Origin of the sequence: Thalassolituus sp. UBA675 (genome assembly GCF_002297765.1) — a bacterium.
Taxonomy (GTDB): Bacteria; Pseudomonadota; Gammaproteobacteria; order Pseudomonadales; family Oceanobacteraceae; genus Thalassolituus.
The window spans coordinates 89878-108625 of the sequence record NZ_DBNJ01000033.1; the positions used below are offsets into that span (position 1 = coordinate 89878).

Below are 18748 nucleotides of genomic sequence, written 5' to 3' on the forward strand. Positions count from 1 at the left end.
GCTATGACTTCTTCGCCGACGGCTCAGTTTTATAACTAGCTCCGCTTTCTCGAAGATTTTTGCCTTGCTGTGACGACTTCACAGACGCTTTAACTCTCTAAGTAAGCTCGCTATGTGCGAGGCACAAAAAAGCCGGCGTTAAGCCGGCTTCTTTCGTTAGCGCTGCAATCAGATCATCTCGATTGCAACGGCAACTGCTTCACCACCACCGATACACAGAGCAGCAATACCTTTCTTGCCGCCGGTGTTTTTCAGGGCGTTCATCAGAGTCACAATCAGACGCGAGCCAGTAGAGCCAACCGGGTGGCCCTGTGCGCAGGCGCCGCCATAGATGTTTACTTTCTCAGCATCCAGTCCGAATGCGTCGATAGGCATCATAGCGACCATGGCGAAAGCTTCGTTGATTTCCCACAGATCAACGTCGTCTTTGTTCCAGCCGGTTTTTGCCAGTAGGGTTTCGATAGCACCACAAGGTGCGGCCGTGAACTCAGAAGGGTGTTGAGAGTGAGTGCTGTGTGCCACGATACGGGCAACCGGCGTCAGACCTTTTTCAGCGGCAACGGATTCGCGTGCCAGTACCAGTGCCGAAGCGCCATCAGAGATAGATGAAGCGTTAGCAGCTGTGATAGTGCCGTCTTTCGCAAATGCCGGGCGCAGAGATGGGATTTTTTCGATGTTGGCGTTGAATGGTTGCTCGTCCTGTTCAACGACAGTCTCACCACGGCGGCTCTTTACAGTAACCGGTACGATTTCAGCGGTGTTCAGACCTTTCTCAATCGCGTCTTTAGCACGATTCAGGGAGCGGATCGCGTATTCGTCCATCTGCTCGCGGGTGTATTCCTTCTTATCTGACATGTCCTGAGCGAAAGCACCCATCAGTTTGCCAGTCTCTGCATCTTCAAGACCATCGAAGAACATGTGGTCTTTGGCCTGATCGCCGTGGCCCATGCGATAGCCACCGCGTGCGTTTTCCAGGATGTAAGGGGCTTTTGACATGGACTCCATGCCGCCGGATACCGCGATATCAACAGAACCGGCTTTGATTGCATCATGAGCCATCATGGTGGCTTTCATGCCAGAGCCACAAAGTTTGTTGATGGTGGTTGCGCCAGTGTTATCCGGCAGACCTGCCTTGCGCATCGCCTGACGTGCAGGACCCTGACGCAGACCAGCAGACAGTACGTTACCCATGATAACTTCCTGAACATCAGCTGGTTGCAGGCCAGAGCGCTTCACTGCTTCTTCAATTGCGATAGCACCAAGCTCGGGTGCAGAGACTGAACTGAGGCTGCCCATAAAGCCGCCCATTGGGGTACGGGCACCAGCAACAATTACAACGGAATCCTGATTGGACGACATAGGGATCTCCTGTTCGGGAATGAGGGTTGGTTTAAAAGGGCGCCTATTCTATGACAAAGGGGTGCGTAAATCCTATCCCCCGGTTTGGTAGGTTGGCCGATCTGGACTATGGTTGATTACGATCAGATACAAAATGCCCCGGTTTAAGGAGGCGAATCATACTTTCGAGTGATGAGGGTATGAGTCGACGGGATTATAGTCAGGTGATTGCTGATATCCGCAAGGGATGTGTGTACCAGCGCATTTGAATAACCATAACAACACATTACAGGTACATGTATGGTGAAGAAGACTTTACTCAGTCTGGCCATCGCAGCCACAGCCGCAGGTCTTGCGGGCTGTAAGACTGGCGGTGATTATAAAGTTGATACCGGGGCGGTGACTGCCGGTTCTCCGGGTTCGGAGGTGTCGCGCGTTTCTCCTATTTTTTCTGCGGGCGGCGCAACCCTTCCTTTAGCAAACGATTTCCTATTTGCGGATGCCGGTGATACCGACGGCACTGCGAACACGAGTGACACCACTCCGCCAGTAACTACCGCACTGAACAAACTCGATGGTTTTTCTACATCTGCAGCCATTTACGTTAAGTTCAATGCTGAATTGGACGCAGACACTGTCGCAGCAGGTCAGACTGTTTTGCTGGTAAAACTGAAAAATAGTGAAGACAACGCTGCGATTGATCCGTTGGATATCAGTACCATCGTTGAGAATGAGGGTGATAACCCGTTTGCAGCAGATCAGCCTGTCGCTGGTACAGACTACGAAGCAAGATTCATCACAATGGACGGAGGTTCTACACCGGCCATTCAGATTCTCCCTAAAACCCCTCTTGATCCAAAAACCAAGTATCTGGTGGTTTTGACTGATGCACTCGAGTCAGCGAGCGGTGTGGAAGTTGGGCCGTCAGCTGAATATGACCTTGTTACAAGTGATCTGGAACTACCGGCGCCTACGTTGCAGCCGGTTCGTGATGCGGTTCAGGCATGGGAATCTCTGGCGGGTGCTTTCCTGAATGGGGCGACCTCCGGCCAGGTGACCCAGGACAACATCATCCTCAGTTACGCATTCACAACGACTGGTACGACGGATGTGTTACACGCAATGGCAGCTCCTGCAACCTTCCTGACTACTCAAATTACCAGCATTGACGCAGCTGAAGCGACGATATCCGCGTCTGTAATCGCGACCGCGATTGCTGGAGGAGCTGACCAGGCGACAGCTGAGGCAACTGCAGAGGGAACGTTACTGACAATTGCACAGGGTGTTGCTGCGGCGATCAATGCGCAGGCAGGAACCACGGTCGTTCCTGTTGATAGCACGACTCGCGATGTGCTGAAGGCGAGCGAGACCTTCTCTCCGAATTACTATCAGGGCCTCATTACCACAATCGCTGATGGTAGCGGAGCAGGCGTAGATACGATTGTTGATAAGCCTGCGTCCCGTACTTATACGCCGATTACGGCGGATGGTTCTACAGCGGTAGAGATCTCTTACGATGCTTTCCTTACAGTGGCACTGCGCCCGGGCGTTGAAGAAGCGAACCCGGACGCAGATGAGTCAACTGTTGACGCTATTGTCGCAGGTCAGGTGTCAGCAATTTCATCTGGCGGCTCGATTCTTCAGGGTGGTCTGACGATACCTAACTTCCTGCCTCTTCCTGAAGCAGGTACAGCGGATGCGGACCTTGGTAGCTGGTCTGGTAGCAACAATGCTGCCCTGGCACTTGGGCTCGAAAGTGCTCCTGCCGACGCCGACGGTAGCATCAACGTTACCTGGCGTTTCCCGTACGCAGACAAACAGGGCGATGTGACTGTCCCTGTATTGGCTATGATACCAGATGCTTCCTGTGATCCTGATGGTCCGGGGCCGGCTTCTGGTAAGCCTGCTGATGGCTGGCCAGTAGTTATCTATCAGCACGGCATTACCGTTGACCGTACTGCAGGTCTTCTGGTGGGTAACGCTCTGGCTTCGGCATGTATCGCTACCATCGCGATTGACCACGTAATGCACGGTATTGCTCCACTGAACGACGGTGAGGCGAACAGCCTGCGTCTGTTTAACGTCGAGCAGGTTGCTGCATCTGATGCCGCCACCAATAGCCCATTTGCTGCAGCACGTGCAGGTGTTATCCAGGCGGTTGGCGCTGAAAACGTTCCTGGCCTCGCTGCTCTGGCTGAGCGTCACAATAACGTAGGTAAGGCCGCCGATCAGAGTAATGTAAGCATGGTTTTCCAGGGTGCTCTGGACGCTCAGGGTAACCCAGTGACTGCAGCCTCGGTCGGTGAATCCGGTGACCTGTATATCAACCTGAACGAATTTGCGCGTACCCGCGATGCAATTCGTCAGACGGTGCTGGACATGCTGAATGTTGCCGCATCCATTGACGATATGGATGTGAACTCAGATGGTACAGCGGATGATCTTGATCCTGCCAATGTGTACTTCGTAGGTCACTCTCTGGGCGGTATTGTCGGTGCGACCTTCCTGTCTGTTGCTAACGACACTAGCGTTCGTGCGTACAACTCAAACATTCCGCAGATCAAAGCGGCTGCTCTGGGTAATCCAGGTGGTGGTGTCGTGAAGTTGCTGGAAAACAGTGCTCAGATTGGTCCACGTATCATTGCTGGTCTGGCAGCTAGTGGTGTTGAGCAGGGTTCGGACAGCATCGAAAGCTTCTTTGGGGTTTTCCAGGCCATGCTGGACTCAGCTGATCCGATTAACTTCGCTGCCGGTACTGCAGATGTGCCAGTGCTTGTTTATGAAGACGTAGGTGTAACGGGTGATGCTGATGAACCGTCGGATCAGGTTGTGCCGAATAATGCAGAAACAGCGACGCTTGCAACCTCAGTATCCTTCCTGGCTGGTACAGATCCTCTGGTAGCTGAGATGGGTATCGACACTCTTATTACGAAGGAAGAGGCGGAAACCGGAAGTGTGATCAGTCCTGATCCTCAGTACTACTACCCAAGCACTACTAACGACGCAATCGTTAGGGCGAATGTACGTGTTGCTCAAGGTACACACGCGACTTTCTCTTCGGCAGACCCTCAGGCGGTATTTGCTGAGATCTATCAACAGATCGGATCTTTCTTTGACCCTTATGGCGCGACCAAACTATCTGGTCTTGCGGGTGATCAGCAAGGTCTGATCATTGAAAATACGGCTGTCCTTGAAAGCACCGGTAATTGAGTTGCGGAGAATAAAAATCATGAATAAAGCAATTTATCAGATGTTTAAAAAGACTCCGCTGGCTCTGGCCATGGCGGGAGCAGTCACGTCAGCTCAAGCAATTGAGTACAACGTTGGCGAGTTAAATATTCAGCTGGCAAACACAGTGTCCTATGGTATTGGCTGGCGTGTTGATGAGCGTGACCGCTCTCAGATTATGCCAGGTAATGGGAATGCGATTGGAGAGAACACCTCCGGTGCATCGTACAACTACGACGACGGTACGCTTAACTACGATCAGGGAGACATTTATACAAATGTCTTCAAGTGGAGCGGCGATCTCGAAATGAGCTACCGCAACTACGGTGGTTTCTTCCGTGCCCGTGCTTACTATGATCACGCGATTATGGATCAGGACACTGAGTTCAAACAGTTGAACGAAGAAACTGAAAACGCCGCCGGTCGTGGTGCTGAACTTTTGGATGCTTTTGTCTGGGCAGACTATGACATCAACTACGTGCCTGTGACCTTCCGTCTTGGTCGTCAGGTTCTTAGCTGGGGTGAAAGTACCTTCATTCAGGGTGGCATCAACAGCGTTAACCCAGTGGATGCCTCCGCATTCCGTAAGCCGGGTGCCGAGCTGAAAGAGGGACTTCTTCCGGTCAACATGTTCTATACCTCGATTGGCCTGACGGGTGAGATCACTCTGGAAGCTTTCTATCAGTTGGAGTGGGATCACACACGCAGTGACCCGTGCGGTACATTCTTCTCAACGGTTGATTTCGTAGCCGACGGTTGTGGCCCGGTTATTCTGGGTGGTACGGCTGATGAACGCGATATCCTCGCGTTGCGCGATCTGGAAGTGGACACGGGTGTGCCGCTGGCAAACCGCGTGGCACCAGTAACAGAGCGGATCGAAGATGAAGAACCGAGCGACAGTGGTCAGTACGGTATGGCTGTTCGTTGGTATTCAGAAGCGCTGGGTGATACCGAATTCGGTTTCTACTACATGAACATTCATAGCCGCCTTCCATACATCAACGGTGTTATCACGAACCAGGACCGCCTTGGTGTTCTGACCGGTACGCCGGATATGGAAGTGAATGAAGATGCTTCATATAACACGTATCGTCCGCTGTATCAGATCGCTTATCCAGAAGACATCAAAATTGCGGGTGTCTCGTTTGCGCGTAGTACCGCAAGTGGTGCATCTATCTCGGGTGAGATCAGTTATAAGCCAGATATGCCAGTTCAGTGGAACGCATTTGAGCTGATTCTGGCGGGTAACGGTGCTCCGTGGAGTCGCCTGTATCAGCAACGTGCTGAAGAAGCAGGTAATGCTGCTGACCTGTACGGTGAAGTTGGTAAGGGCTACGACGAGTTTGATATCTGGCAGGCACAGTCAACCTACATCATGTTCTTTGATCGTGTGTTAGGTGCAGACCGTCTGGCGCTCGTTGGTGAAGTCGGCGCGACCTACATCCCGGATCTTCCGGACACTGATGATGCCCGTTATGGCCGCTCAGGTGCCTACGGTATTGGTAACAACGATGGGGTCTATGAACCTGGCGGTGATACTAACTATTGTATCTTTGGTGGCACGTCAGCAAACGTGAACTCGGACTACTGTACCGACGATGGTTACACCACCAAGCTGTCAGGTGGTATCCGTCTGCGCTCTGGCCTGACGTACAACAACGCCTTCGCGGGTGTAAATATGACGCCTAACCTGTCGATTGCTTACGACAAGGGTTACGGTCCAGAGCCAGGTTCTCAGTTTATTGATGATCGTCTGACCGTAGGTCTGGGTGTGTCATTCCTGTATCTGAACCAGACATCCGTAGACGTGTCATACACTAACTTCTCGGGTGGCAAATATAACCAGTTGAAAGACCGCGACAACATCAGTCTTTCTGCTAAATATTCATTCTGAGCAGTTGAACAAGTTACACAGAGGTTCCGAATATGTTGAAGAAACAATTTAAAACCTGGGGAGCGGCTGCGGCCCTCTCCATGCTGGTGGGTTCTGCACACGCAGGTGTGAGCGCTGATCAGGCTGCCAAGCTGGGTACAGAACTGACTCCAGTGGGCGCAGTGAAAGAAGCTCAGGGTAATATCCCTGCATGGACGGGCGGTCTGGCAACAGACGCAGCCAGCGTTGATAAGAATGGTCGTCTTGGTAACCCATTTGCGGGAGACAAGCCGGAGTTCGTGATCACCGCAGAGAACTACAAAGACTACGCCGCAAATCTGACCGACGGTCAGAAAGCGATGTTCGAGAAGTATCCTGATACCTACCGTATGCCCGTGTACAAAACTGTGCGTTCAGCGGCTTACCCTCAGGACGTCTACGACGAGACTAAGAAGAACGCAGTGAACACCTCTCTGCTGAATGACGGTAATGGTATCGCGAACTTCACGTTCGGCGTGCCTTTCCCATTCCCGCAGACAGGTGTTGAAGTGATCTGGAACCACATTACGCGATATCGCGGTGGTTCGGTCAGCCGTATCATCGGTCAGGTGACGCCGCAGGTGAACGGTGATTACACCGTCGTTCGTTTTAAAGACGAGTTCACCTTCCGTAATAACCTGGTCGATTTCCAGGCGGATAAAGATGACAACGTTCTCTTTTACTTTAAGCAGGATGTTCTGTCTCCAGCGCGTCTGGCGGGTAACGTTCTTTTGGTTCACGAAACACTGGACCAGGTAAAAGAGCCACGTAAGGCATGGGTATATAACGCTGGTCAGCGTCGTGTACGTCGTGCGCCGCAGGTTGCTTACGACGGCCCAGGTACCGCGTCTGACGGTCTGCGTACTGCAGATAACTTCGATATGTTCAACGGCTCTCCGGACCGCTACGAGTGGAAGTTAGAAGGTAAGCAGGAAGTGTACATTCCGTACAACTCATATCAGCTGAAAGACACCAGCCTGAAGTATGACGACATCGTCAAAGCTGGTCACATTAATCAGGATCTGACTCGTTACGAACTGCACCGTGTGTGGAAAGTAACAGCGACTCTGAAAGATGGTCAGCGTCATGTATACGCTAAGCGTGTTTTCTACATCGATGAAGATACCTGGCAGGCGACTGAGATCGATCATTACGACGGCCGTGGCGAACTGTGGCGTGTGGCTGAATCACACAACATGTTCTACTTCGACCGTAAAGTGCCTTGGTATGCCATCGAGACACTGTACGACCTGAACTCAGGACGCTACCTGGCTCTGGGTCTGGATAACGAAGAAGAGTCAGGTTACCAGTACGAATTTGAGCGTACTTATTCTGACTACACTCCAGCGGCCCTGCGCCGTGGCGGTGTTCGCTGATACTCTGACTGCGAACCTGATGGGGAGGTTTATCTCCCTGATCTAAGAGAGCTCCTCATCCATTTAGGGTGGGGAGCTTTTTTAATCCACTTTATGCATAAAAATGCCCGGCACTGAGTTGTATTTCAGGCCGGGCATTTTTATTTATCCTGACTCAGATTATTAATCAGGTCATTAGTCAGGATCAGATTACTAGTCAGGTAATGAACTTAGAAATGAAACAAGGCGCCAACCTGATAAACAGAGGATGCATCTTTATTAATAAATTCTGCGCGAAGCCCGACCTGTTCGTTTACTTTAAATCCGGCACCTGCGCCGAGAAAAATACCGTCGTCGTCACCCAGGTCCAGGCCACCGCGACCAATAACGCTTAAGCGTGGGTCAATTTCCGGCAGGTACTTTTCTGCAACCGCAGCGACCCAGACACCATTGATATCCTCGTCACCGTTACCATTGCTGTTGTAAAAATCGCCCGTGTCACTGTATCCAAACTCAACTGCTGTCATCAGGTCGGCAACCGAGTTGTCGAACTTATACCCCCCAAACAGCGAGTAGCCATTGGCGTCCAACTCGTCGCCGCCGAACGGTGAATCAATGACGTTGTGATTAACGGCACCGCCGAGATAAAGCGCATTACGCAGGTTATTTTCCTCCGCAGAAACGGTCGTAATAGTTGCGGCAGAAATGGCGGTAGCGATCAGGTACTTTTTCATAACATCCTCTTTAAAATACAGGTAATGCCAGTGGTTCTTCTTGCAGTGCGGACAGTTGCTCACGCAGTGCCAGTAAATGTTCTGACCAGTAGCGGTGTGATGCAAACCACGGGAATGCCACCGGAAATGCCGGGTCGTCCCAGCGCTGGCTCAGCCAGGCGGCATGTCGAACAATTCGTCGTGTACACAGGGTCTCTATCAGAGGGAGTTCCTCTGCAGGAAATCTGCGAAACATGCTGTAGCCTTCTGCTATGACCATGATTTGTTGGCGATGTTCCTCTCGGCTGCCACTGAGTAACATCCAGATATCCTGCATTGCAGGACCCTGAGCGCAGTCATCGAAGTCGACGAGGTAGAGGTTCTCGTCCCGGATAATCAGATTGCCCGTGTGCATGTCACCATGCAGACGAATCTGTGAATGATTCGACAGCTTGATCTGATCTGTATGTGCGCAGATGTCTCTGATGAGTGACGTGTACGCCGCATGATAATCCTCAGGCATTAAACCGCTGGCAAGTACGGTATCTGCTGCTGCGGAAATATCTTCACTGCCATTGATATGCGGCCGGTGAATAAACGGTGTGGTCTCACCAATGTTATGCAGGCGAGCAAGCCAGCGCCCAATCAGTTCCAGGTCGTCGTCATTACTCAGTTCGGGAGCGTGACCACCGCGGCGAGGAAAAAGTGCAAAACGGAAACCGCCATAGGTGAATAAAGTTTCGTTATTTATCTCTATCGGAGCAATGACGGGCACATCTTCTGTGGCCAGCGAAAGCAGAAACTGGTGCTCCTCACGGATGCTCTCATCAGTCCAGCGAGTCGGGCGATAGAACTTGGCGATTAAAGGTTGTTCATCTTCAATGCCTACCTGAAATACACGGTTTTCATAGCTGTTTAATGCCATTACGCGGGCATCGCAGAGGTATCCGAGCGATTCAATTGCGTCCATGACCAGGTCGTGGCTTAAATCGGCGTAGGCGTGCATAGCGGAATCCGGAACATGAGTGTGGTGGACATTATGCCTGAAGGTGAGCTGGGTTTATCGGGTTTTCGGTGTTCTGGCAAAACACCAGGCGCCGACCTTCTGCGCATTGGATTCTTTCAGAAGTGCTGCAGCGGTGTGAAGCGTGCTGCCGGTAGTCATGACATCATCAACGATAAGAATGTGTTTGCCAGCAAGGTTGAGATTGGTTTCTACGCGCATATCGGTTTGACTACTGGCTCGCTGTCTGGCGGAACGTCCACGTTGCTCTTGGTGTTTCGTTTTCTTCAGAAGACGATGGAATGGCAGGCCGAGATCATGGGCGACTGCGCGGGCCAATTCTTCACTCAGGTTAAAACCGCGCCAGAGTCGTCGTCGGTGGCTGGTGGGTATGCAGGTAACCATATCTGGGTAGTTTTCAGGCTGGTCATCTAAGGCAGGACGTGCCATCAGCATGAGCGTCTGCATCCGGCTGATTTGCCTGGTATCGCGTTTGTCCTTACAGCGATGCAGCCAGTGAGGAAGCGGGTGTTCGTAACTGAGAGAGCAATAGCTGTAGTCGTACGCTGGTGGCGTTCGCTGGCAGCGACCGCACAACCCCTCCGTCGAAACACTTTCGCTGCACTGCGGGCAGGCAAGTCCCATGTAGGGTAAGCGGTTCAGGCACTCCTCGCAGATTCCTGTACTGCTGCCATCGGGCTCAAGGCAGAGCTCACACTCGAAGAGTTGATCAAAAAACGTACTGAGGTTACCCCGGATTTTCATCAGGGTTGACCAGTTATGCCTCATCTTTATCATCCGTGATACTGACACCAAACTGAGGGTACCATGATGAGCACTGTTCGCCACGACTGGACTGTTGAAGAAGTCGAGCAGCTACTGAACACGCCGTTTAATGATCTGCTTTTTCAGGCTCAGACCGTGCACCGTGAGTATCATGACCCGAACGCCGTACAGGTAAGTACCTTACTGTCCATTAAGACGGGTGCATGCCCGGAAGATTGTGCGTACTGCCCTCAGAGTGCCCGCTACGACACCGGACTGGAGCGTGAACGCCTGATGGAAGTTGAGGCGGTTATTGAGAAGGCCAAGGCGGCTAAGGCTGCGGGTTCGGATCGTTTTTGTATGGGCGCTGCGTGGCGTTCGCCGCGCGACAAAGATATGCCTTACGTACTCGCGATGGTTAAGGGCGTGAAAGAGTTGGGCCTCGAAACCTGCATGACGCTCGGCATGCTGGATGATAAGAAGGCGGATGCCCTCGCTGAAGCGGGCCTCGATTACTACAACCACAATCTTGATACGTCGCCTGAGTTTTATGGTGAAATTATCACGACGCGCACGTATTCAGATCGCCTGAATACTCTGGCCAATGTGCGTAACGCCGGCATGAAAGTATGCTCCGGTGGCATTCTGGGGATGGGCGAGTCCCATAAAGACCGTGCGGGTCTTCTGGCTCAGTTGGCTAATCTTCCGGTACATCCCGATTCAGTACCGATTAACCAGTTGGTGAAAGTGGCGGGCACGCCGCTTGAGACTCAGGGCGATCTTGATCCTCTGGATTTCATCCGCACCATTGCAGCAGCCCGCATTATGATGCCAGCGTCTCATGTTCGTCTGAGTGCTGGGCGAGAGGAAATGTCGGAAGAAATGCAGGCAATGTGCTTCTTTGCTGGGGCTAATTCCATTTTCTATGGTGAGTGCTTACTGACGACTCCTAACCCGGCTGCTAACAAGGACCAGGATCTGTTCCGTAAACTGGGAATCAACTCAGAACATCGGGTTACCAAGGCCCCACAGGAGCTTGACGAGATATTGGCGCAACCTGAGCAGAATGCTGATCTTTTTTATGACGCTTCTCAGCAGTCAGCACAAACTCACTGATTTATATAAGAAATCAGTCTAAACGCCATCCTGTCCGGGATGGCGTTTTTGTTTTTGATTTGATTAAATAATGATCAGGAACATTTGTTCAGTAGAGGTCGTTATGAATATAGGATCAACAGCAGGTTCGACGTTCGCCACCGCAGCATATGGTGTCAGTCAGGGAACCGAGCAGGTTGCCAAGGCTGCCCAGACCGTCGTTGAAACTACAACCGAGCGTCCCGTTGAGGGGACCGGAGATCTTGCGTCTGCGATGACAGACATGAAGCAGGGTCAGCAGGCTACTGACGCAAACGCGAAAGTACTGCAGGCAGCCGACCGTCAGCTGGGTTCTCTTATCGATACGCAGGCGTAATCCCCTGAGGGCGTTATATGCAGATAGCGTCAGGTGTACTCTTCACCGCTCCTGAGCCCGCTTATTCTTCGCGGGCTGAGAGAAGCCCCCAAAATACCAACATAGGCACTGATGCAACGACAGACGTCGGTGCCGACTCCCCGGTAAATGCCGCTCCCGAAGCGGGGAAGACCCTTGATGGCGCCTCTTCATCCGTCCGCCAGCCTGACGCTGACATGCGTAATCAGCAGGAGGATGCTGACCTCGTACGGCAACTACAGAGCCGGGATATTGAAGTTCGGAACCATGAAAGAGCCCATCAGGCAATTGGTGGGCAGCTGGCAAGCGCACCGACGTACAGCTTTACGAAAGGCCCGGATGGTCAGCGGTATGCGGTATCGGGGGAAGTCAGTATTGATGTCTCGGACGTGCCGGGAGATCCCTCCGCGACTTACGAGAAGATGGCGCGTGTCCGGCGGGCAGCGCTGGCACCTGCGGAACCATCTGCTCAGGACCGTCAGGTCGCTGCCATGGCGGCACAGAAAATGGCCGAAGCTCAGGCCGATATTGCTCAGCAGCAACGCGAAGACCTGAGCGCAGAGGCTGAGCTAAGAGATCAGAAACGTGATGATATGCGTGCAGAGATCGAAGCGGCGCGACAGGCTCAGTCAGGCTCCGATGAAGACGAAGACGAAGGTTTCGTCTCCGTCGCTGAGCGCTTCGCTGAATACAACGCCAGACTTCGTCAGATCAACGAAACATTGCTGCGCATAAGTTCTCCGAGCCTTCCAACCTCCGGGACTCTCTTCGACGAAGAAGCCTGATTGGCTTAATCGGTCATAACCCTTTCTTTTCAATTTCTATGCGATCAATCCCCGATGTTGCATCCCTCTCAGGCTTGACAATTCCATTGTGCGAACGTATGTTTCAAACACTTGTTTGAATCTGGATTGTATATCCTGATCGAAATTGCGCCCTGCCAGGCTTTTGGTCTGCGGGAAAATAATCAGGCAGCCTAGCTGCGCTAACAAATAACGGCAACGAGGTCATCCCTATGCCAGAGTATAAAGCTCCCCTCCGTGACATTCAGTTTGTAATGAACGAACTGCTGGATATGCCAGGTCATTACGCAAACATCCCAGCTTATGCTGAGGTTGCAACGCCTGACATGATCGACGCCATTCTGACTGAAGGTGCAAAATTCTGTGAGCAGGAGCTGGCTCCTCTGAATCGTACTGGTGACATCGAAGGTTGTACCCGCCACGATGACGGCTCCGTAACCACGCCAACTGGCTTTAAAGAAGCTTACGCTAAGTACGTTGAAGGCGGCTGGCCTTCACTGGCGCACGAAGAAGACCATGGCGGTCAGGGCCTGCCAGAATCTCTGGGTACTGTTATCTCTGAGATGGTGGGTTCATCTAACTGGTCATGGGGCATGTACCCGGGTCTGTCTCACGGTGCGATGAACACTCTGGACTTGCACGGTACGCCAGAACAGAAACACACCTACCTGAGCAAGCTGGTGTCAGGTGAGTGGACTGGTACCATGTGTCTGACCGAATCACACTGTGGTTCTGACCTCGGTATCCTGAAGACCAAAGCGGAAGCAAACGCTGACGGTTCTTACGCCATCACTGGTTCTAAAATCTTTATCTCTGCTGGCGAACACGACATGGCAGAGAACATCGTACACATTGTACTGGCTCGTCTCCCAGGCGCTCCAGAAGGTACCAAGGGTATCTCTCTGTTCATCGTTCCTAAGTTCCTGCCAAACGAAGATGGCACTCCGGGCGAGCGCAACGGTGTTGTATGTGGTTCTATCGAACACAAAATGGGTATCCACGGCAACGCGACCTGTGTGATGAACTTCGACGGTGCTAAAGGCTGGCTGATCGGACCTGAAAACAAAGGTCTGAACTGCATGTTCACCTTCATGAACACTGCCCGTATCGGTACTGCTCTGCAGGGTGCATCTGCGGCTGAAGCGTCTTTCCAGGGCGCACTGGCGTACGCGAAAGATCGTCTGGCTATGCGTTCTCTGACTGGTGCTAAAGCGCCTGAGAAAGCAGCTGACCCAATCATCGTTCACCCAGACGTACGTCGCATGCTGCTGACTCAGAAGTGTTTCGCAGAAGGTGGCCGTGCACTGGTTTATCTGGCGGCACAGCAGAACGACATCGTTAAGAAAGCGGAAAGCGAAGAAGAGCGTAAAGCTGCAGACGAACTGCTGGGCTTCCTGACTCCAATTGCGAAAGCTTTCCTGACTGAAGCTGGCTACGAAGCAACTAACCTGGGTGTTCAGGTATTCGGTGGTCACGGCTTCATCGCTGAGTGGGGTATGGAGCAGCTGGTACGTGATACTAAGATCGCTTGTATCTATGAAGGTACTACTGGCATTCAGGCACTCGACCTGCTGGGCCGTAAAGTACTGATGACTCAGGGTGCGTCTCTGCGTAACTTCACTAAGATCGTTCACAAGTTCTGTCAGTCTGTTGAAGGTGACGAACAGATGGCTCAGTTCGCAGCGCCTCTGGCTGAAGTGAACAAAGAGTGGGGCGACCTGACCATGAAGATCGGTATGACCGCTATGAAGAACCGCGAAGAAGTGGGTGCTGCATCGGTTGATTACCTGATGTACTCTGGCTACGCGACTCTGGCTTTCCTGTGGGCTCGTATGGCTAAGGTTGCTCAGGACGCTCTGGCGGCTGGCACCAGTGAAGAAGACTTCTATAAAGCGAAAATTCAGACCGCTAAGTTCTACTTCGCACGCGTACTGCCACGCGCTAAAGGTCACGCTGCAGCCATGGTTGCCGGCGCTGACAGCATGATGGATCTGGACGCTGAACACTTCGCGTTCTGATGTGTCTGACTAAGAAGAACCGCGCCACGGCGCGGTTTTTCTGCGTTATATATAAAGCTATTTTGATTGAATTTCTGAACGCTCCGGATGTGCGTTCTGTACCAATATAAATGAGGTGAGTCATGCCAGAATATAAAGCTCCGTTACGCGATATGCGCTTTGTTCTGAATGAAGTTTTTGATGCGGGTTCAATGTGGGAATCCCTTGCTGGTCTGCAGGGTGCTGTGGACATGGAAACCGCGGAAGCCATCCTGGAAGAGTGTGGGAAAATCGCAAGCCAGGTTCTGGCACCGATCAACCGTGACGGTGATGAGAACTCATCTACCTGGGAAAACGGTGAAGTGACTGCCGCTCCAGGCTTCAAAGACGCCTACCAGACTTACGTTGAAGCGGGACTGAACGGTCTGGGTGGTAACCCTGACTTTGGCGGTATGGGCATGCCTAAAACTCTGGTTGCTCAGGTTGAAGAGATGGTTCAGGGCTCGAACATGGCGTTCGGTCTGGCGCCTATGCTGACTGCTGGCGCATGCCTGTCTCTGAACGCTCACGGTTCTCAGGAACTGAAAGAGAAGTACCTGCCAAACATGTACTCAGGCGTATGGTCTGGTGCGATGGACCTGACCGAACCTCACGCCGGTACTGACCTGGGTATTATCCGTACCAAGGCTGAGCCAAACGCTGACGGTTCTTACGATATTACTGGCACCAAGATCTTTATCACTTGGGGTGAGCACGACATGGCGGAAAACATCATCCACCTCGTGCTGGCGAAGCTGCCGGATGCTCCAGCTGGCCCTAAAGGTATCTCTCTGTTCCTGGTACCTAAGTTCATGGTGAACGAAGATGGTTCTCTGGGCGAGCGTAACGCTGCTTCTTGTGGTTCGATTGAGCACAAGATGGGTATTAAAGGTTCGGCGACCTGTGTAATGAACTACGACGGTGCGAAAGGTTGGCTCGTAGGCGAAGAAAACAAAGGTCTGGCGTGCATGTTCACCATGATGAACTATGAGCGTCTGGGTGTGGGTATCCAAGGTCTGGGCGTTGCCGAGAACTCTTACCAGAACGCCGTGGCGTATGCTCGTGACCGTATTCAGAGCCGTGCTCCAACTGGTGCTGTGGCAAAAGACAAAGCCGCTGACCCGATCATCGTACACCCTGATGTTCGTCGCATGCTGATGACCATGCGTGCCTTCAACGAAGCGGGGCGTGCGTTTTCTACTTACGTAGGTGCGTGGCTGGATACTTCTAAGTACAGCGACAATGCAGATCAGGCGAAGCACGCTGAGCAGATGGTTGCTCTGCTGACGCCAGTTGCGAAAGCGTTCATGACAGACGTAGCTCTGGAGAGCGCGATTGCGGGTCAGCAAATCTTCGGTGGTCACGGCTTCATCCGTGAGTGGGGTCAGGAGCAGCACGTTCGTGACCTGCGTATCACTCAGATCTACGAAGGTACAAACGGCATTCAGGCGCTTGACCTGATGGGTCGTAAGATTGTCGGTACTAATGGCTCTCTGTATAAAGTGTTTGAGCAGGACGTTAACGATTTCGTTGCCTCTCAGGCAGGTAACGAAGCGGCGGCTGAGTTCATCGAGCCTCTGAAGGCAGCGATGGAAAATCTGTCTGACCTGACCCAGTGGGTTATCGATCAGGCTCAGAGCAATCCGAACGAGATCGGTGCGGCGTCTGTTGAATACCTGCACGTCTTTGGCTACGCGGCGTACGCTTACATGTGGGCGAAGATGGCGGTTGTTGCTCTGCCTAAGCAGGACGACAGCTTCTATAAGGCGAAAGTGGAGACTGCACGTTTCTACGTTAAGCGTCTGCTGCCTCGTTACATTGGTCTGTCTGCAACCGTTAAGGGTGGCGCTGAGTCACTTTATGGTCTGGACGACGAAATGTTCGAGACTGCCTGATACTGACATTGTCAGTATGAGCGTAAAGAAACCGCCTTCGGGCGGTTTTTTTGTGCCCGAAGTGTCAGGCCATCTTCTTCCCATTGATAAGTTCATGTACACTTGCGCCAATCTGTATATTTATAAGAAAAACTCACCAATCTGTAGGGGGCGCTGTGGCCGCTGCGAAGGAACTGGATAAACGGGTAGAACGATCTCGCCGCCTGTTAGTTAATACATTGCTTAAGCTGATGGCAGAGAAACCATACTCGAAGCTATCGGTAGCAAACATCTGTGAGCACTCAGGTGTAGCCCGGCCGACATTCTATCTGCACTTCCGCTCGAAGGACGATTTGCTGCGTTATTACATTGAGCAGATGTTTCTTGAGTTCGCTGAACAGATTGACCCGATTCTGACCCGCTCTCCGAACGTCGACCCTGAGATCGCGGTGCTGATGTTCCGTCAATGGCAGTTGCACTCTGAAGTAGCCAAGCTCTTGGTGGCTGAAGATGTCGAAGCGATCCTGTTGAACGAGTTCAAAACCTATGTGGGTCGTACTATCGAACGCTACATTGAGGCACACAAGCTCAATATTGCCAGCAACAGTCGTATTCACTACGTTATCGATTATCTGGCGGGTGCGTCATTTGCGGTTATTGTCCGCTGGATTCGTGAAGACTTTAACGAAAGCCCGGAAGAACTGGCATCTCTGTATGCCGACCTGTCACGGCCGGGTCTGCTTCAGGTACTGCTTAGCGGTAAGCTGTAAAAGGACGGCTGGTGAAACAAAAAGGGGCCGTGAGGCCCCTTTTTAGTTGGCGAATTAATGAATCCTGCGCTTGTTATCGATGCGCTTATTGTGAATCTTGCCGATTTTTCTCTGCGCTTTATCAAAGGCATCACGCAGTGCAACATACATATTTTCGTGTTCGGACTTGTCATGATGGTCGTGAGTGATAGCGACGGTTTCACCCGGCAGTCCGACCTCGAGGGAGATGTGGGCTATATTCCCTTTGTGGCTATGATTGTGGGGTAAGCCAACAACGGCTCGAATTCCTGTAATTTCATCGTAGCGGGATGCCAGCTTGCTGGCTTTTTCGCGGATCTGGTACTCAATAGCGTCAGAGTGCTCGATATCACGGAAAGAAATTTCCAAACCTTTCATAGTCGCTCCTTTTCACAGTGGCGAGACGTCGCTTTAATGCTCCGTCTTGATTAAGGATGGACTATTTACACTACGCCTGTGGTGATTCAGGTCAATCCTCGAAACGTGGCAAAATTTAATTTGTCACATTTATGAAGTCTCTCTGTGATGGCGCCTTTACAATCGGGACACTATGGTCATCCCGGCCGTGTGGTAGTCTGTAGGTCAGAGGAGGACAGAATGAAGGTTTATGATGTCCCGGTCGTATTCTTTGACCTTGATGACAGCCTGATAAATAAAGACGCCAACAGCTTGTGGATTCGCTGGCGCTTCCGCCGCGACCGCTGGGCTATGGTCGAAGGCGTTCAGGCATTGCTATCTTTGTATCGTGCCTACAAAAAAGGCCGCGTCACTCATACCCGCCTGTCTAATTACTATCGTACCCGCACCCGCGGAATGACCCTTGCCGATTACCAGTCGTCTGTCGAACGTTTCTTCAATGAGCGCGGCCAGCTTCATATTTACCCGCAGGCGGCCTCTCTGTTATTTGCCTATCAACGTCAGGGAACCCGGATCGTGATGATCACCGGCGCTGATGAGGTTGTCGCAGAGGCTTACGGCCGCGAGCTGGGCATTGGAGATGTCATCAGCAATCGTCTGGATGTCGCCGAAACTCAGATCAAGGGGCTGCAGAAACCCTTGTGTTACGGGATTGGCAAAGTAGATATGGCGCGACGTTTTTTGAGTGGTTCGGGCTATGGCCTGGATCAGGCAGCCTTCTATTCTGACAGCCATGCTGACCTGCCATTGCTTGAGCAGGTCGGGTTTCCGGTGGTTCTGAATCCGACTCAAATTCTTGCCGATGTCGCACAGGAGCGTAGCTGGCCGGTACTGGATTGGCGTGAGACCGTTTCATAGTACGCAAATTCAGGAGAGGTCTTGCTCCTGCGGCGACCAGCCGTTATATTCAGCCGTATCTCTCAATTATTCTCCGGAGCAAGCGGTGTTCTTCCAATACAGCCGCCCACAACAACAGGGTCAGCACCTGACCCGTCGATGGTGTTAAGCGCCAGAACTTCTTACGTCT

The 18748-nt window shown here is 52.1% G+C and carries 15 protein-coding genes; 10 read left to right on the top strand and 5 right to left on the bottom strand.

Annotated elements, in window-relative coordinates:
- Positions 1-168: 168 nt before the first annotated feature.
- Positions 169-1359: a thiolase family protein gene (locus B3007_RS15180; protein WP_068439179.1), complete on the bottom strand. Its 1191-nt coding sequence runs from the start codon at positions 1357-1359 to the stop codon at positions 169-171.
- 279 nt (positions 1360-1638) lie between these two features.
- On the opposite strand from B3007_RS15180, the gene B3007_RS15185 reads away from it, so the two are divergent.
- From B3007_RS15185 to B3007_RS15195, 3 genes are read left to right on the top strand one after another with little or no spacing between them, the layout of a single operon-like run.
- A complete protein-coding gene (locus B3007_RS15185; protein ID WP_297531187.1) occupies positions 1639-4548 on the top strand; it encodes a hypothetical protein in 2910 nt (969 codons plus the stop codon).
- A 19-nt stretch (positions 4549-4567) separates the two neighbouring features.
- A complete protein-coding gene (locus tag B3007_RS15190; RefSeq protein ID WP_297531189.1) occupies positions 4568-6460 on the top strand; it encodes a DUF1302 domain-containing protein in 1893 nt (630 codons plus the stop codon).
- Between the two features lie 32 nt (positions 6461-6492).
- A complete protein-coding gene (locus B3007_RS15195) occupies positions 6493-7854 on the top strand; it encodes a DUF1329 domain-containing protein (RefSeq protein ID WP_297531191.1) in 1362 nt (453 codons plus the stop codon).
- A gap of 209 nt (positions 7855-8063) precedes the next feature.
- Here the strand turns inward: B3007_RS15195 and B3007_RS15200 are convergent, their stop codons facing one another.
- The 3 genes from B3007_RS15200 to B3007_RS15210 are packed head-to-tail and all read right to left on the bottom strand — an operon-like array spanning position 8064 to position 10338.
- Positions 8064-8567 carry an outer membrane beta-barrel protein gene (locus B3007_RS15200; RefSeq protein WP_076515418.1) on the bottom strand — a complete coding sequence of 168 codons (504 nt, stop codon included), beginning with the start codon at positions 8565-8567 and terminating at the stop codon, positions 8064-8066.
- Between the two features lie 10 nt (positions 8568-8577).
- Entirely contained in the window at positions 8578-9552 is a 975-nt protein-coding gene (locus B3007_RS15205) for a serine/threonine protein kinase (protein ID WP_297531194.1), read from the bottom strand.
- Between the two features lie 54 nt (positions 9553-9606).
- Entirely contained in the window at positions 9607-10338 is a 732-nt protein-coding gene (locus B3007_RS15210; RefSeq protein ID WP_297531196.1) for a ComF family protein, read from the bottom strand.
- Between the two features lie 39 nt (positions 10339-10377).
- Here B3007_RS15210 and bioB point away from each other — a divergent pair, with 39 nt between their 5' ends.
- From bioB to B3007_RS15240, 6 genes are all read left to right on the top strand, one after another.
- Positions 10378-11430 carry a biotin synthase BioB gene (gene bioB, locus B3007_RS15215; protein ID WP_139325806.1) on the top strand — a complete coding sequence of 351 codons (1053 nt, stop codon included), beginning with the start codon at positions 10378-10380 and terminating at the stop codon, positions 11428-11430.
- Between the two features lie 103 nt (positions 11431-11533).
- A complete protein-coding gene (locus tag B3007_RS15220) occupies positions 11534-11785 on the top strand; it encodes a flagellar basal body rod C-terminal domain-containing protein (protein ID WP_068439164.1) in 252 nt (83 codons plus the stop codon).
- Positions 11786-11802: 17 nt separating this feature from the next.
- Positions 11803-12588, top strand: a complete 786-nt coding sequence (locus B3007_RS15225; RefSeq protein ID WP_068439162.1) for a putative metalloprotease CJM1_0395 family protein — start codon at positions 11803-11805, stop codon at positions 12586-12588.
- A 230-nt stretch (positions 12589-12818) separates the two neighbouring features.
- Positions 12819-14624, top strand: a complete 1806-nt coding sequence (locus B3007_RS15230) for an acyl-CoA dehydrogenase C-terminal domain-containing protein (protein WP_068439160.1) — start codon at positions 12819-12821, stop codon at positions 14622-14624.
- A 122-nt stretch (positions 14625-14746) separates the two neighbouring features.
- Positions 14747-16537 carry an acyl-CoA dehydrogenase C-terminal domain-containing protein gene (locus B3007_RS15235; RefSeq protein ID WP_301378639.1) on the top strand — a complete coding sequence of 597 codons (1791 nt, stop codon included), beginning with the start codon at positions 14747-14749 and terminating at the stop codon, positions 16535-16537.
- Positions 16538-16692: 155 nt separating this feature from the next.
- Positions 16693-17286 (top strand): TetR/AcrR family transcriptional regulator, encoded by a 594-nt coding sequence (locus B3007_RS15240; protein ID WP_068439156.1) that lies wholly within the window; start codon positions 16693-16695, stop codon positions 17284-17286.
- A 54-nt stretch (positions 17287-17340) separates the two neighbouring features.
- Here B3007_RS15240 and B3007_RS15245 read toward each other — a convergent pair whose 3' ends face one another.
- Positions 17341-17682 (bottom strand): HPF/RaiA family ribosome-associated protein, encoded by a 342-nt coding sequence (locus B3007_RS15245; RefSeq protein ID WP_068438613.1) that lies wholly within the window; start codon positions 17680-17682, stop codon positions 17341-17343.
- Between the two features lie 219 nt (positions 17683-17901).
- Between B3007_RS15245 and B3007_RS15250 the strand changes: the two genes are divergently transcribed.
- Positions 17902-18579 carry an HAD family hydrolase gene (locus B3007_RS15250; RefSeq protein WP_068439257.1) on the top strand — a complete coding sequence of 226 codons (678 nt, stop codon included), beginning with the start codon at positions 17902-17904 and terminating at the stop codon, positions 18577-18579.
- Positions 18580-18748: the final 169 nt, after the last annotated feature.

Bases quoted from the DNA above. Each gene is read 5' to 3' on its own strand.
- B3007_RS15180 (WP_068439179.1), bottom strand. From the start codon at position 1,359: ATGTCGTCCAATCAGGATTCCGTTGTAATTGTTGCTGGTGCCCGTACC.
- B3007_RS15185 (WP_297531187.1), top strand. From the start codon at position 1,639: ATGGTGAAGAAGACTTTACTCAGTCTGGCCATCGCAGCCACAGCCGCA.
- B3007_RS15190 (WP_297531189.1), top strand. From the start codon at position 4,568: ATGAATAAAGCAATTTATCAGATGTTTAAAAAGACTCCGCTGGCTCTG.
- B3007_RS15195 (WP_297531191.1), top strand. From the start codon at position 6,493: ATGTTGAAGAAACAATTTAAAACCTGGGGAGCGGCTGCGGCCCTCTCC.
- B3007_RS15200 (WP_076515418.1), bottom strand. From the start codon at position 8,567: ATGAAAAAGTACCTGATCGCTACCGCCATTTCTGCCGCAACTATTACG.
- B3007_RS15205 (WP_297531194.1), bottom strand. From the start codon at position 9,552: ATGCACGCCTACGCCGATTTAAGCCACGACCTGGTCATGGACGCAATT.
- B3007_RS15210 (WP_297531196.1), bottom strand. From the start codon at position 10,338: ATGAGGCATAACTGGTCAACCCTGATGAAAATCCGGGGTAACCTCAGT.
- bioB (WP_139325806.1), top strand. From the start codon at position 10,378: ATGATGAGCACTGTTCGCCACGACTGGACTGTTGAAGAAGTCGAGCAG.
- B3007_RS15220 (WP_068439164.1), top strand. From the start codon at position 11,534: ATGAATATAGGATCAACAGCAGGTTCGACGTTCGCCACCGCAGCATAT.
- B3007_RS15225 (WP_068439162.1), top strand. From the start codon at position 11,803: ATGCAGATAGCGTCAGGTGTACTCTTCACCGCTCCTGAGCCCGCTTAT.
- B3007_RS15230 (WP_068439160.1), top strand. From the start codon at position 12,819: ATGCCAGAGTATAAAGCTCCCCTCCGTGACATTCAGTTTGTAATGAAC.
- B3007_RS15235 (WP_301378639.1), top strand. From the start codon at position 14,747: ATGCCAGAATATAAAGCTCCGTTACGCGATATGCGCTTTGTTCTGAAT.
- B3007_RS15245 (WP_068438613.1), bottom strand. From the start codon at position 17,682: ATGAAAGGTTTGGAAATTTCTTTCCGTGATATCGAGCACTCTGACGCT.
- B3007_RS15250 (WP_068439257.1), top strand. From the start codon at position 17,902: ATGAAGGTTTATGATGTCCCGGTCGTATTCTTTGACCTTGATGACAGC.